Source organism: Pseudomonas sp. B23(2017) (genome assembly GCF_002113725.1).
GTDB classification, from domain to species: Bacteria; Pseudomonadota; Gammaproteobacteria; order Pseudomonadales; family Pseudomonadaceae; genus Aquipseudomonas; species Aquipseudomonas putida_Z.
Window position 1 is genome coordinate 1 of sequence record NZ_NEJM01000029.1, and the last position, 14,879, is coordinate 14,879.

At 61.1% G+C, this 14,879-nt stretch carries 9 protein-coding genes and 2 rRNA genes; 5 read left to right on the forward strand and 6 right to left on the reverse strand.

The features are described 5' to 3' along the window. Positions 1-9: 9 nt before the first annotated feature. Positions 10-125: ribosomal RNA gene (gene rrf, locus CAG46_RS27090) — 5S ribosomal RNA — on the forward strand. Between the two features lie 109 nt (positions 126-234). Continuing rightward, positions 235-350: ribosomal RNA gene (gene rrf, locus CAG46_RS27095) — 5S ribosomal RNA — on the forward strand. 133 nt (positions 351-483) lie between these two features. Here rrf (CAG46_RS27095) and CAG46_RS27100 read toward each other — a convergent pair. The 4 genes from CAG46_RS27100 to CAG46_RS27115 all read right to left on the reverse strand — a co-directional run bounded on the left by CAG46_RS27100 (position 484) and on the right by CAG46_RS27115 (position 5,459). Beyond that, complete coding sequence (locus CAG46_RS27100) at positions 484-2,898, reverse strand: TonB-dependent siderophore receptor (RefSeq protein ID WP_143493543.1); 2,415 nt, start codon at positions 2,896-2,898, stop codon at positions 484-486. Positions 2,899-3,194: 296 nt separating this feature from the next. Beyond that, positions 3,195-4,151 carry a FecR domain-containing protein gene (locus CAG46_RS27105; protein ID WP_085619542.1) on the reverse strand — a complete coding sequence of 319 codons (957 nt, stop codon included), beginning with the start codon at positions 4,149-4,151 and terminating at the stop codon, positions 3,195-3,197. A gap of 4 nt (positions 4,152-4,155) precedes the next feature. Next, positions 4,156-4,659, reverse strand: a complete 504-nt coding sequence (locus tag CAG46_RS27110) for a sigma-70 family RNA polymerase sigma factor (RefSeq protein ID WP_085619538.1) — start codon at positions 4,657-4,659, stop codon at positions 4,156-4,158. Between the two features lie 110 nt (positions 4,660-4,769). After that, positions 4,770-5,459, reverse strand: a complete 690-nt coding sequence (locus CAG46_RS27115) for a GntR family transcriptional regulator (RefSeq protein WP_025337254.1) — start codon at positions 5,457-5,459, stop codon at positions 4,770-4,772. Positions 5,460-5,663: 204 nt separating this feature from the next. Between CAG46_RS27115 and lapG the strand changes: the two genes are divergently transcribed. Further along, positions 5,664-6,425, forward strand: coding sequence for a cysteine protease LapG (gene lapG / locus CAG46_RS27120; RefSeq protein WP_170929341.1), 762 nt, complete (start codon positions 5,664-5,666; stop codon positions 6,423-6,425). Between the two features lie 10 nt (positions 6,426-6,435). Next, positions 6,436-8,382 carry a cyclic di-GMP receptor LapD gene (lapD, locus tag CAG46_RS27125; RefSeq protein WP_085619540.1) on the forward strand — a complete coding sequence of 649 codons (1,947 nt, stop codon included), beginning with the start codon at positions 6,436-6,438 and terminating at the stop codon, positions 8,380-8,382. 160 nt (positions 8,383-8,542) lie between these two features. Here the strand turns inward: lapD and CAG46_RS27130 are convergent, their stop codons facing one another. Together CAG46_RS27130 and CAG46_RS27135 are read right to left on the reverse strand one after the other, a co-directional pair. Further along, entirely contained in the window at positions 8,543-9,919 is a 1,377-nt protein-coding gene (locus CAG46_RS27130) for an HlyD family type I secretion periplasmic adaptor subunit (protein WP_038407794.1), read from the reverse strand. After that, positions 9,909-12,065 carry a type I secretion system permease/ATPase gene (locus tag CAG46_RS27135; protein ID WP_025337258.1) on the reverse strand — a complete coding sequence of 719 codons (2,157 nt, stop codon included), beginning with the start codon at positions 12,063-12,065 and terminating at the stop codon, positions 9,909-9,911. Before CAG46_RS27135 ends, CAG46_RS27130 begins: the two co-directional genes overlap by 11 nt. A gap of 993 nt (positions 12,066-13,058) precedes the next feature. Between CAG46_RS27135 and CAG46_RS27140 the strand changes: the two genes are divergently transcribed. Then, the coding region (locus tag CAG46_RS27140; RefSeq protein ID WP_143493576.1) for a retention module-containing protein at positions 13,059-14,879 on the forward strand (1,821 nt) is incomplete at its 3' end.

The following is a 14,879-nucleotide window of genomic DNA, read 5'->3' on the forward strand; positions in this document are numbered from 1 at the left end:
ACAGAATTTCTTGACGACCATAGAGCATTGGAACCACCTGATCCCATCCCGAACTCAGCAGTGAAACGATGCATCGCCGATGGTAGTGTGGGGTTTCCCCATGTGAGAGTAGGTCATCGTCAAGATTCATTTCGCAAAACCCCTATCTGCACATGCAGGTAGGGGTTTTGTCTTTAAGTAGGAACTACAGAGATTCGCAGGTACGTCCGAGGGACGGGCCAGCACACAGAATTTCTTGACGACCATAGAGCATTGGAACCACCTGATCCCATCCCGAACTCAGCAGTGAAACGATGCATCGCCGATGGTAGTGTGGGGTTTCCCCATGTGAGAGTAGGTCATCGTCAAGATTCAAATCCAAAGCCCCTGTCTGCGATGCAGACAGGGGCTTTGTCTTTTCCGGGGGCGCACTTTCAGGCGAGCGCGCTTCCCGTGTAGGAGCGGCCTTGTGTCGCGATCGGACGCGCAGCGACCACCATAGAGTCAGAACTGATAGCTGACCGTGGCACTGACATTGCGCTCTTCACCCATGTAGCAGTAGTTCAGGCTTGCACACGAGGTGATGTAGCTTTCATTGGTGAGGTTATTGGCGTTCAGGCGTACATCCATCCCTTGGAGGCCGACCTTGCCCAGGTCATAGCCGATCGAGGCGTCGAACAGGGTATAGGAGGGCACCTTCATGCTGTTTTCCGCATCCACCCAGCTGTACCCCACATACCGCACCCCACCGCCCAAGCGCAGGCCATCCAGGGCCCCCTGGTGGAAGTTGTAGTCAGCCCAAAGCGAGAACATCTGTTTCGGTGCCTGGGTTGGCGAATTGCCCTTGTTATCCAGGTTGCCAGACACCAGGCTGGGCATCGACTTATCGTACTCGATATCGGTAAAGGTATAGCCGCCCAGCAGCTTCAAGCTGTCGGTCAGTTGCACATGGGCCTCCAGTTCCAGCCCTTGTGAGCGCACTTGCCCTACAGGGCGATAGAAATCTTCGTCAGGCTGCTTCGAGGCCAGGTTCTCCTGCTCGATGCGGAACACCGATGCGGTGAACAGGTTGTCGCTACCCGGCGGCTGATACTTGATACCAGCCTCCCATTGAGTGCCCTCGGTCGGTGCCAGAGGGCGGCCTTGCTGGTCGGATACGGTATTGGGGTTGAACGACTCCGAGTAGCTGACATAGGGCGCAATACCGTTCTCGAACAGGTAGAGCACACCTGCGCGGGTAGTGAACCTGGAGCGCTGGTCACTGACCTTGGTGTTGCTGTCGCGATTCTCCTCGGACACCTTCACCCAGTCCTGGCGCAGCCCCAACGAGAAGCGCCATTGGTCCAGCTCCACCAGGTCCTGCAGGTAAACGCCCGTTTGCTGCAAGCGCCGCTGGTAGCGGTTCTCGCCCAGCACCTGAAGGTTGCCGTTGCCGTACTGCGGGTTGCCTGCATCCAACGGATCGACTGTGCCATAACGCCAGGCCACATCAGCCTTGCGTCGCTGGTAGTCGGTGCCCAGCAGCAAGGTGTGTTTGGCGGCCCCGGTGAAGAATTCCGCCTGCAGCATGTTGTCGATGATGTACGAATGCAGGCGTTCGTCGCCGCCGGTATAGGCGCGGTTGAGGATATTGCTGTTGGCATCCGCCCAACCGGCGGAATACACCTGGTCCATCGACACGTCGGAATCCTGATAGCGGAAGTTCTGGCGTGCCGTGAATACATCGTTGAAGCGATGCTCGAACTGGTAGCTGAAGGACTGTTGGGTACGCTCGTAGTTGTCGATACCCGGCTCGCCCTCGAAGAAGTGGTCCGACAGGCGCAAGCCGTTGCGTTTGTGCAGCATTCCATCTGCGGGGTTACCGCCGTGATAGCCGCCGTTGGGGTCGTGTTGCAGGTAGGCCTGCAGGGTCAGCGAAGTGTCTTCGCTGAAGTCGATGCTGACGGCCGGCGCGATGGCGTAGCGTTCTTCCTTGTTGTGGTCGAACTGCGTGTCGGAAGTATCCGCCAGGCCTGTCAGGCGATAAGCGATACGCTTGTCGTCATCCACGGGGCCGCTGAAGTCGAAACCCATGCCACGCTGGCCTTGGGTACCGATGGTGGCCTGGACTTGATGGTAGGGGGTAAACAGCGGCTTCTTGGTGGTCAGCGCCACCAGGCCTCCTGGCGAGCTACGGCCATACAGTACCGAAGACGGTCCCTTGAGAATATCGATGCGCTCCAGGAAGTACGGGTCCACCTGCATTGTGCTGTAGGTGCCGTTGTCTCCCATCGACTTGAGCCCGTCGACGTAGATGTTGTCCACCGAGCCGTCGTTGAAGCCACGCATGGCCACATAGTCATAACGGTGGGTCGCCCCGTAGGGGTTGGTCAGTACCCCAGGTGTGTAGCGCATGGCTTGGGCAACGGTTTGTGAGCCTTGGTCGTCCATCTGCTGTCGGGTAACCACCGAGACCGATTGCGATGTCTCTACCAGTGGCATGCTGGTCTTGGTCGCCACTTGGCTATGGGTAGCGTTGTAACCCTCCGTGCTGCCCAGTGCATTGCCGAGGGTGAAGCTACGGATATCGGTGTCTGGCAATGACAATGCAGCGCTTTGGGGTTGTGCCTGCAGCACGTAGCTCCGGCCGTCCTGGCTGACGGCTTCCAGGCCGCTGCCATTGAGCAACTGGTGCAGTGCCTGATCGGTTGGGTATTGCCCCTGCAGGCCGTTCGACTGCAAGCCTTGGGTGAGCTGGGGTGTGCTCGACAAGGTGATGCCAGCCTGGCGGGCGAACTGGTTGAGCACGTCATCCAACTGTCCGGCCGGGATCGCATAGTGGTGGCTCACCTGGGCCGTTTCAGCTGCCATGGAAAGCTGCGTGACGGCTGTAAGGCCCAAGGCGGTGCCAAACAGGGCAGCCCGGACTGCTTTGCGCAAAGGCACTGAGTGCAAGACAGGTCGAAAATCATTCGCGTTGAAGGTGCGCGTGTGCACGGGGGCGGTAGGCATGAGGGGTCCGTTGAAGTGTGAGGGCAGGAGGTGTCGCTTACTGTCCTAGCCGGACCGGCATTCAAAACCCGTCAAAAAAGTTATTGGGCCGCTACGCGCCCCATCGCCGGTAAGCCAGCTCCCACAGGTATTGCATAGCCCTCAGGCCTTGTGCGATCCCTGTGGGAGCTGGCTTGCCGGCGATGGGCTGCATAGCAGCCCTGAACGCAATAGCCCCCGTCAGATCAGGCCAGCCCCTCCACGCGAACCCACCAGCGTGTACGTTGGCGAAGCCGCACGGGCAGCGTCCGTGGTAGCAGTTGCAGCAGTTGCTCCGGGTCTTCGAGGCGGAATACACCCGACAAGCGCAAATCGGCAATATCGTCGCTGCAGCTCAGATAGCCATGCCGATAACGGCTGACCTGCGAGAGGAAGTCGAACAGGCGCATGTCCCGGGTGACGATCAGGCCCTCGGTCCAGGCCATCGCATCCATGTCCACCTGCTGGAGCCGGTGTGTACCCTGCGCATCCAGGCGCCAGTTCTGGCCGCTTTCGATCCATTGCAGCGGTCCATTGCCAGGCCGGTGTACAGCCACCCGGCCATGGCTGACACTGACCCGCGTGCAGTCGCTGTCCTGGCGCGCCACAAAGCGCCCTTCGAACCCTTCCAGCAACGCGTCACGAGTTTGTACAAGCAAGGGACGCTGCGGGCTGCAGGCAATCATCAGTTCCCCCTGCTTCAGGCGGACCAGGCGCTGCTGGTCACTGAAGGCCAGGTCGACGGCACTGCGGGTATTGAGTTGCATCAGCGAGCCATCGGGAAGCGCAAAGCTGCGTCGTTCGCCTGTGCCGGTGGCGTAGTCCGATGTCCAGGTGTTGACCGCATCGAGGTCTTTTCCCAGCCATGCCGCCGTCCCCGCCATGGCAACGCCACCAAGCAGCTTCAACGCCTGCCGACGGTGCAGCCGGCGCTGGCTGGTCTCCAGGGTCTGCAAAGCCAGCCCGGCGCCAGGGACGGCACGCAGGTCGAGGTCCTGATGCAGGTGAATCACCCGTTGCCAGGCCTGTTCGTGTTCGTGGTGGGCAGCGCGCCATTCCCTGCACTGTTGCTGCAAGGCAGGGTCATGCCCGCTCTCGCGCAGCCTCAGCATCCACTGGATGGCCTGTTTGACCGCTGTTGCGCCAGGCTGTGCGGCGGTCATCATGTCAGCACTCGTCGGTGTAGCGCAGCAGGTAGCAATGGTAGAGCGCGTCGGCGATGTAGCGCTCCACGGTACGTACCGAGATGCCCATCTGGTCGGCGATGGCCTGGTGCTTCAGCCCCTCGCATTGGGCCAGCAGGAATGCGCGGCGTACTTTGGGCTTGAGGCCTTCGAGCATGCGCGCGATGCGCTCCAGCAATTCCAGCAGCAGCTCACGGGTTTCGGCCGAGGGGGCCTGTGCTTCCGGCAACTGTGCCAATGCCTCGAGATAGGCCCTGTGCAGTTCCTCGCGCCGCCAGTGGTCGATCACCAGCCCGCGCGCGACCGTCCGCAGGAACGCCCGTGGCGTGTTCAGTTGCAGGTGTTCGCGACGCTGCAACAGGCGCACGAAGGTGTCCTGGGCCAGGTCTGCGGCATCGGCGGCGTTGCCCAGCTTGCTGCGTAGCCAGGCATGCAACCAGCCGTGGTGGTCACTGTAGAGCGTTTGCACGGAATCGTTGCTGGGCATGGGGGAGGGCGCTGCCATCAATGGACATGAATGATAATTAGTCTCATTGTTGGCGGGAGCCGATCAATTTGCAACCCAGCCGACTGCACCATGCGCGCAGTCACTACCCGCTAGCGCCCCAGTTGCGTATCCAGATACTTGCGGATTACCCGCGATGCGTTATTCAGGTGCCGTTCCAGCACCGCTACCGCTTCGTCCACCAGCTTGTCGCCAGCCGCATCCGCCAGTGCGTTGTGATCGTCCTGGGTGAGCTTGCCCAGGCCCATGGACGAAAGATGAAACCGCAGGAAGCGCTCTTCCTCATTCAGTTCGTCCTCGATCAGGCGCAGAAGCTTCTTGTTCGGCGCCTTGTTGTACAACGACATGTGGAACAGGCGATTGAGGCGGCCGATTTCAGCGTGACGGGTTTCGTTTTCCAGTTGCTGGATATACCCGCGGGCGCTGGCAATGTCGCTGGCATCGAGCAGCGGAATGGACTGGCGCAGCGCCTCGGTCTCGAGCAGCACGCGCAGGGCATAGGTGTCCACCGCGTCCTCGCCGATCAGCGGCGCAACCACCGCACCCTTGTGCATCTCCACTTTCAGCAGCGATTGCGCTTCGAGCTGGCGCAGGGCCTCGCGCACGGGCATGCGGCTGACACCGAACAAGGTGGCGAGCTCTTGTTGTCTTACGGCAGTACCTGGAGGCAAGCGGCCATCAAGAATGGCACTGCGCAGGCGTTCTTCGATCACGCCACGGGCCTGGTGCGGCAACAGCTGCTCGCTGGCCAGCACATTGCTCAGTTTGATTTTCTCGGCCACGCGACGTCTGCCTCAACGATGACTAAAGTTGGATCCAATGACACTAGTAACAGCTCTTGGGGGTGTCAAACCTTTACCGGTAATGGAACCGGCGCCCCAAAAGCGCGGCTATGGTGGATGAAGTCGCCGGTCAAAGGAAGCGGCCTATGGAAGGTTATAACCAGAAAGTGTAGGTCGGGTGACCGGCGGGTGCATGATTGCAGGGTGCCATTGTCTTTTGCCGTGGCAAGCCGCACCATCGCTGCTTTCGACTGGCCTGAACAGGGCTTCGCAGTGGCGATATCCTGGATGCTCAAAACCGTTGTGCAACGTGTCGGCCTTGCTGTGCTGCTTGGCAGCCTGCTGCTGGGCGGCTTGCACGCGGATTGGGACTTTTCCCAGATCAGCCGCAAGTCGCAGGCTCTTTATGGCCCTTTGGGTGCCGGGCAGGGCCGGATCGATGCCTGGCAGAACCTGATGGCCACGCAGAAGCAGGGTACGGAGCTTGAGCGATTGCAGGTGGTCAACCGCTTCTTCAACCAGCAATTGCGCTATGTCGAGGATATCGACCTGTGGCATGAGGTCGATTATTGGGCCACGCCGGTGCAGGCGCTGATCAAGGGCGCAGGGGACTGCGAGGACTACGCCATCGCCAAGTATTTCAGTCTGCGGCGCATGGGCATCCCCAGCGAAAAGCTGCGCATCACCTACGTCAAGGCGCTGCGACAGAACCGGGCGCACATGGTCCTGACCTATTATTCAAGCCCACAGGCACAACCATTGGTGCTCGACAGCCTGATGGATGCCATCAAGCCGGCCAGCCAGCGTACCGACCTGCTGCCGGTGTACGCCTTCAATGGTGAGGGTTTGTGGCTGACGGGCGCCGCAGGCAACAAGAAGGTCGGCGATACCAAGCGGTTGTCACGCTGGCAGGATTTGCTGAAGAAAATGCAGGCCGAAGGGTTCCCGGCCGAGCCGGTCTACTGAAGGAGCACAGATGTCACTGTTCAAACAATTGCTGTTGGCCATTTGCCTGTTCCTGGTGGTCGCCTTCAGTGGCAGTTTCATGGTCAGCCTGGAAAGTTCGCGCAGCCAATACGTCAACCAGTTGCGCTCGCACGCCCAGGATGCGGCGACCGCGTTGGCGCTGTCGCTGACGCCGAATATCGATGACCCGGCGATGGTCGAGCTGATGGTCAGCTCGATCTTCGACAGTGGTTACTACTCAAGCATCAAGGTTGTCGACTTGAGTTCCAATGCTGTGCTGGTGGAGCGCCACGCCGAGCCGGACCCCGGCGGTGTGCCGCGTTGGTTCGTGCACCTGATCGGCCTGGAAGCCGCCGGTGGCGATGCCATCGTCAGCCGCGGCTGGCAGCAGGCCGCACGCGTTGAAGTAATCAGCCACCCGATGTTCGCCATTGCCAAACTCTGGCAGAGCGCCCTGGGCAGCCTGGGTTGGCTGCTGCTGTGTGGCGCGGCCAGTGCGGTACTCGGCGCCTTGCTCCTGCGTCGCCAGTTGCGGCCGCTGGACTACATGGTCGAGCAGTCCCACGCCATTGCCCGCCGCGAATTCCTCAGCCTGCCCGATTTGCCGCGCACGCCGGAGCTGCGCCGGGTAGTACAGGCGATGAACCAGATGGTCGAGAAGCTCAAGGCACTGTTTACCGAGCAAGCCGAGCGCAGTGAGCGGCTGCGTGCCGAGTCTTATCAGGACAGCCTGACTGGGCTGTCCAACCGCCGTTATTTCGAGATGCAGCTGAACACGCGGGTGAGCAATCTGGAAGAAGCGCGCGCCGGCTACCTGCTGTTGCTGCGGGTCCAGGGGCTGGCGGGGTTGAACGCCCGTCTTGGCGGCCAGCGTACCGACCAGTTGCTACAGGCCGTGGGTGAGCAGTTGCGTCGCACCTGTGCCAGCTACCCGGAAACCAACGACCTGATTTCCCGCAGCCGTGGGGGCGAGTTCGCCGTGCTGGCGCCGGGTATGGTGCATGAAGAGGCGGTACAGCTTGCCCAGGCCCTGGAAGCGACGCTGCACAGCCTGCACGAAACGGGCGCCAGTGATATCGACCCGGTGGCTTGTATCGGCCTGGCGCCGTTCAGCCCCGGTGATTCACCGCAGGCATTGCTGAAGCTTGCCGACGAGGCCCTGGCCCGCGCCGAGAACCAGCCAGCACCGGGTTGGGTATGCCTTGAACAAGGCGTGGCTGCAGTTGCCGCGGATAGCCAGCATGTCTGGCACGAGCGGCTGGACCAGGCGTTCGACAATGGGCATTTCGAACTGTTCTTCCAGCCAGTGGTGGATTGCGCTTCTGCGCAACGGGTACTGCACCACAAAGTGATTTCGCGTTTGCAGGATGGCCAGGGCGAGGCGCTGCCGGCCGGCCGCTTCCTGCCCTGGCTGGAGCGCTTCGGCTGGATGCCGCGGCTTGATGTGCTGGTGTTGGAGAAAGTGCTGGCGCACCTTCGAGGGCATGACCAGGTGTTGGCACTGAACCTGTCCGCCGCCACCCTGGCCGACCCCAAGGCACTTCAGCGTGTTTTCGAGCTTCTGGGCCAGAACACGGCGCTCGGCCCGCGGCTGGTTTTCGAAATTGGCGAGGAGCAGTTACCTGAGCAGGCGGCCCTGGAGCAACTCACCCGGCGCCTGCACGCGCTTGGCTTCGGCCTGGCGCTGCAACGCTTTGGTGGGCGTTTCAGCATGATCGGCAACCTGGCGCACCTGGGCCTGGCGTACCTGAAGATCGATGGCAGCTACATCCGCAACATTGATCAAGAGCAGCACAAGCGGCTGTTCATAGAAGCGGTCCAGCGCGCCGCACACAGCATCGACCTGCCGCTGATTGCCGAGCGGGTCGAGACGGAAGGTGAGCGGTTGGTGTTGCGAGAGATGGGTGTAGGCGGGATTCAGGGGCAGTTGGTTGGTGAGCCTGCCCCCTGGCGCTGAGGGTATGCGGTCCCTTGTAGGAGAGGCCTTGTGTCGCGAAAGGGCCGCACAGCGGCCCCAGGATTTCAGCAAAGATGCATAAATCGCTGGGGCTGCTGTGCAGCCCTTTCGCGACACAAGGCCGCTCCCACAGTGTGGGTCGCGGCGATGAGTGTGCTTTTTAACGCTCGCGCAACGCTTCCGAACGCGCCTTCATGATCGGCTTGAGCAGGTAGCTCATGATGGTCTTCTTGCCGGTCATGATATCGACCGTCGCCACCATCCCCGGAATGATCAGCAGCGGCTTCTCGTCAGTGCCCAGGTGGCTGCGGTCGGTGCGCAGCTTGATCAGGTAGTAGGTGGTCTTCTTGTCTTCATCGGTGATGGTGTCGGCACCGATCTGCTCCAGCTTGGCCTTCAGCCCACCGTAGATGGTGTAGTCATAGGCCGTGAACTTGACCGTCGCCTCCTGCCCAGGGTGCAGGAAAGCGATGTCCTTGGGCAGGATCTTCGCCTCGATGACCAGTGAGTCGTCCAGCGGCACGATTTCTATGATGTCGCTGCCCGGCTGGATTACCCCGCCAATGGTATTCACCAGCAGTTGCTTGACGATACCGCGTACCGGCGAAGTAACCATGGTGCGGTGCACGCGATCATCCAGCGCCTTGCTGGTCGCCGTGGCCTTGTTCAGCTCGGTGCGCGCTTCGTTCAATTGGGTCAGCGCTTCGCTGCGGAATTTGCCACGGGTCTCTTCGATCTTGCTTTGCACCTCGCGAATGGCCGCCTCGGCACGCGGGATGGCCAGCGCCGTGGAGTCCAGCTGACCGCGGTTCTCCACTTCGGCGCGGCGCAGGCGCAGCACCTCAACCTGGGAGATCGCACCGGTGGCCACCAGGGGCTCGGACATGCTGATCTCCTTGCGCAACAATTGCAGGCTGTTGGCGTACTGGGCACGTTTCGAACTGTATTCGCGCAGTTCCTGCTGGCGCTGTACCAGCTGCTGTTGCAGGCCACCAATCTCGTCCTGCAGTTGCTGGCGCCGGCTCTGGTACAACGACTCTTCACTGGCCGCCTGGCTTGGCGCGGCCTTGCGCAGCGCTTCGTCGATCTTCAGCGGGCTGTCCTCGACTTCGGCACTCAGGCGCTCGACGCGCAAGGCCATGGCCAGGCGGTCGGCCTCGGTTTCACCCACGTTGGAGGCGAAGCGGGTTTCATCCAGGCGCAGCAATGGCTGGCCCACTTCGACGATCTGCCCTTCCTTGGCGAAGATCTCGGCGACGATGCCGCCCTCCAGGTTCTGGATCTTCTGCACCTTGGACGACGGAATGGCCTTGCCTTCACCCCGCGTAACTTCGTCGATGGGCGCGACGCTGGCCCACACGATCAGGAACACGAAGAACAGGATTACGCCCCAGATGGTCAGCCGCACGACCCGCGGCGCATCCTCGATCAGGGCCTTGTTGACCTCAGGCAGCGGCTGGCCGCCCAGTGAATCGGAACCCTTGAAATAGCGCCGCAGGCCGTCCTTGAATTGCCCCACATCCAGCTTATGCAACACTGATCTGCCCCTTCTTCAGTGCATCCATGACCGCGGCTTTCGGGCCGTCGGCGACAATCTGCCCGCGATCGATCACGATCAGCCGGTCCACCAGCGACAGCAGCGAGGCACGGTGTGTGACCAGCAGCATCGTCTTGCCTTCCACCACCGCCTGCAGGCGCTGCTTGAGGCGTTCTTCGCCGGTGTTGTCCATTGCGCTGGTCGGTTCGTCCAGCAGCAGGATCTGCGGGTTGAGCAACAGCGCGCGGCCCAGGGCGACGTTCTGTCGCTGGCCACCGGACAGGTTCTGCCCGCGTTCACCCACCTGCAACTCGTAGCCGTCCGGGTGCAACCGGGCGAACTCATGTACACCCGCCAGTTCGGCAGCTTGCAGAATCAACTCATCCTCGATGTAGCGAGCCCCGCTGACCAGGTTGTCGCGCAGGGTACCGGCCAGCAGCTGGATGTCCTGGGGCACGTAGCCGATGTTGTGGCGCAGTTCGCTGACGTCGATCTGGCGAATGTCCACGCCATCGACCAGTAGCGAGCCGCTATCGGCCTCGTACAGGCCGACGATGAGCTTGGCCAGCGAGCTCTTGCCCGAGCCACTGCGGCCGATAATGCCCACCTTCTCGCCGGGGCGGATGGTGAGGTTGATGTTCTTCAAGGCCTGATTCTGTTGGTTCGGATAGGTGAAATCGACCCCGCGGAACTCGACGCTGCCCTGTAGCACCTTGCGGCTCAGCGGGCGTTCTTCGAAGTTGCGTTCTTGCGGCAGTTCCATCATGTGGTCGGTGGAGACCATGGTCACCTTGGCTTGCTGGTAGCGGGCGAGCAGGCCGTTGAGCTGGCCCAGCGGGCCGAGGGCACGGCCGCTGAGCATGTAGCAGGCCACCAGGCCGCCCATGCTCAGGTTGCCGTCGATGATCAGGTACACGCCGACGCAGATCATCGCCACGCCTGCCAGTTGCTGGATCAGCAGGGTGATGTTCATCGCCAGGCTCGACAGCACCTTCACCCGCAGTTCCAGGCGGCTGAGGGTACCCAAGGTTTGCTCCCACATGTACTGGCGTTCGCTTTCGGCGTTGTTGACCTTTACCGCATCCAGGCCGGCAAGGGTCTCGATCAGGCTGGACTGGCGCTCCGAGGCCAGGGCCATGGTCCGTTCCATGGTCGCCATCAGTGGCCGTTGCAGGGCGTAACCGATGCCCAGGGCCAGCGGGAAGGCGATGATCGGGATCCACACCAGGTGCCCACCAATGATGGCGATGACGATCAGGATCAGGACGGTGAACGGCAGGTCGATCAGGCTGGTCAGGGTCAGCGAGGCGAGGAAGTCACGCAGGCCCTGGAATTCGTGAATGTTCTGGGCAAAGCTGCCGACCCTGGCCGGGCGGTACTTCATCGACATGCCGACGATACGTTCGAACAGCGTTGCCGAAATGATCAGGTCGGTCTTCTTGCCGGCCAGGTCCAGGCACAAGCCGCGCAGGCCCTTGAGGATCAGGTCGAAGATGTAGGCACCGGCGATGCCGATGGCCAACACCCAGAGGGTCGAGGTGGCCTGGTTGGGCACCACCCGGTCATATACGTTCATCACGAACAGTGGCGCGGCCAGGGCGATCAGGTTGATCACCAGGCTGGCGGCGATGGCGTCGATATATAGCCACTTGCTGCGCAGCAAGGTATCGCGGAACCACGACTTCGCCCGCGGGATGAGGTTGCCGTGGTTGACGTCGAACTTGTGCTGCGGCTGGGCAAAGAATACCCGGCCACTGTAATCGCTCTGCAGGGCTTCGCGGCTGACATGCACCTCGCCGCCATCGCTCTCGCTGAGCAGCAGGCGCGCGGTGTCTTCGTTTTCCCAGCCCAGCAGGACGGCGCTGCGGCCTTCCTTGAGCAGCAACATGGCCGGCATGGCGATGCTCGGGATCTGCTCCAGCTTACGCTGCAGCAGTCGCCCCTGCAGGCCGGCCCTGGCAGCTGCGCGGGGCAGCAGCTCGGGGCTCAGGCGCTGGGCCGGCAGCGGCAGGCCGGTGGTCAGCATGACCCGGCTGGCGGGTTTCTGGTGCAGAACACACAGGCTCAACAGACTATCCAGCAGGGGATCGTCATGCTGACTGCGTGGATCGTGGCTGAGTTGGACTCGACTGACTTCGGATTCCACGCGGCTCTTCATCCTTGTGGTGGGTGGGGTGGGTGTGCCGCCGTTCAGGCTGGCTCACCCTGGCGTTCAATGGCGCTGCCAGGCAGTGGTCATGAGGCTACGGCACCCTGGCGCTTGGGCAACCGGCCAATGGTCGCCTTGAATCGGTATTGAGTAAACAATTCTACGGTCTTCATTCCTGGCAGACGATGCTGAGTGGTGGATGTTTCATTTTTGATCCAGTCAGCATCCAGCCCGAATTAATTTGCAGCATAGCCTGCCATCCGTCTGGCGGCAGAGGAGTTGTCGGTATCGACTTGCAGCTTGTCAATAAACAGGCGCTTATTTGTTGACGTCATTCAGTAACTAATTAGGAAAAATTTATTATTGGAAAGCAGGTCGCTGACAGGCTTTGGCTCGACAATCGACTACGTTTTCTCATTTTCGGGCTGGCAGTATTTGCGCAGTGGCTCGCTATCTCTTTGATCTACGGCAAATCGGGTGCCTGATTGTGCAGCGATGCGGGCTGCTGGCTCCGTGAGCTATCGTATGGCCGCGCTTTTGCCTGGCTTCCCGATCAAAGTCTGGCTGCCTTCAGGCAAGGTTTGTGCTTGTAATCAGGCAATGACCCGAGCGAGCGAAAGTGACTTGGTTATTGACGCTTGAATCTTTGACAGCTGCCGATGAGCGGTTGTCCTGTCGTTTTCTTTGCGGCTACCTAGGCACGAGGAAAGCTGCTGAAAGTACTCACTGAAGACGCTTTGGATGATGTACGACACTTACCCTCAAGAAACGCATGGTTAAGATTCGAATATCAATGTGACATTACATTGCTGATTGTTTAGGATGGCAATGTATAAGGTCAATAGTTTGGCATTTGGTTAATTCCAAAAAGTTATAGACGGAATATTGACGCCAATAAACGTCTAGAGATCATCGACATAGTTCCGCCTGAAGTGGTCTGCAAGTGCCGCTCTGGCAGGGAAGTACCCATCGGGTCACACGGAGAGTCCAATGAGCAGCGTTGTAGCCATCGTCAAAAGTATTGTCGGCCAGGTTATTGCGGTATCCCCAGAGGGCATTCGGCGTGTTCTGATTGAAGGGGACCGCCTGCTGGCCGGTGAAGAAGTGCTCACCGGCCCGGGTGGTGCAGTTACTTTGGAGCTGGCCGATGGCCGTCTGCTCGACCTGGGTCGTGATAGCCAGTGGAGCGCCGATGCGCCAGACAGCAGCACCGACCTGAGCCAGGCGACCGCACAGGCCGCGCCGTCGGTGGAGGAGCTGCAACAGGCGATCGCTGCCGGTGTCGACCCGACTACCGAACTGGAAGCGACTGCGGCTGGCCCATCATCGGCGGGCGGTGGTGGTGCACTGGGCGGTGGCCACAGCTTTGTCATGCTCGAAGAAACCGCGGGCCGGGTCGACCCTACCATCGGCTTCCCGACTGACGGGCTGGGCTTTGCTGCCGTGCTCGATGGCGAAGAGGTTGGCGTGCTGGATACCACCAGCAACAACCAGGTAACTACGCCGACGACGGATACCAGCGTTGCTACCGACCTGGTTCTTGGCGCTACCCCGTCCATCAGCGAAGCGGGTGGTGTAATCGTTTATACCGCTACGGTTGGCCAGGCACCGAGCACCAACCTGGTGGTCACCCTTTCCAACGGGGCCGTAATCGTCATTCCGGCCGGGCAGACCTCGGGCAGCGTCAACGTCGTGGTTCCGGCAAACGATACCCCGTATATCGACGGGGACCAGATTTCGGCGACCGTAACGGGCACCACCGGGGGCGGTGGGCTGACGGTGACCGTGCCGCAAACGCCGGCGGTTACCCAGGTGACCGATACCATCGATACTACCACCGCGACCCTGACCGCTTCGCCAAGCGTGACTGAAGGCGGCGTCATCACCTACACCGTGACCCTGAGCAACCCGGCGCAGACCCCGGTGACAGTAACCCTGTCCAACGGCCAGACCATTACCATCGAAGCTGGCAAGACCCAGGGCAGCGTTGACTTCCAGACCCCGGCCAACGACGTCTACAACAACGGCTCGACCGTCAGCGTCACCATCGAGGGCACCACGGGCGGCAACTTCGAGCAGCTGACGCCGAATCCGACTCCGGCTCAGACCACGATCAACGACTCGGTCGACACCACCACCGCGACCCTGACGGCGAGCCCGTCGGTGACCGAAGGTGGCGTCATCACCTACACCGTGACCCTGAGCAATCCGGCTCAAACCCCGGTGACCGTGACCCTGTCCAATGGCCAGACCATTACCGTCGAAGCTGGCAAGACCCAGGGCAGTGTTAACTTCCAGACCCCGGCCAACGACGTCTACAACAACGGCTCGACCGTCAGCGTCACCATCGAGGGTGCCACGGGTGGCAACTTCGAGCAGTTGGTGCCGAATCCGACTCCAGCTCAGACCACCATCAACGACTCGGTCGACACCACCACCGCGACCCTGACGGCGAGCCCGTCGGTGACCGAAGGTGGCGTCATCACCTACACCGTGACCCTGAGCAATCCGGCTCAAACCCCGGTGACCGTGACCCTGTCCAACGGCCAGACCATTACCGTCGAAGCTGGCAAGACCCAGGGCAGTGTTAACTTCCAGACCCCGGCCAACGACGTCTACAACAACGGCTCGACCGTCAGCGTCACCATCGAGGGTGCCACGGGTGGCAACTTCGAGCAGTTGGTGCCGAATCCGACTCCAGCTCAGACCACCATCAACGACTCGGTCGACACCACCACCGCGACCCTGACGGCGAGCCCGTCGGTGACCGAAGGTGGCGTCATCACCTACACCGTGACCCTGAGCAACCCG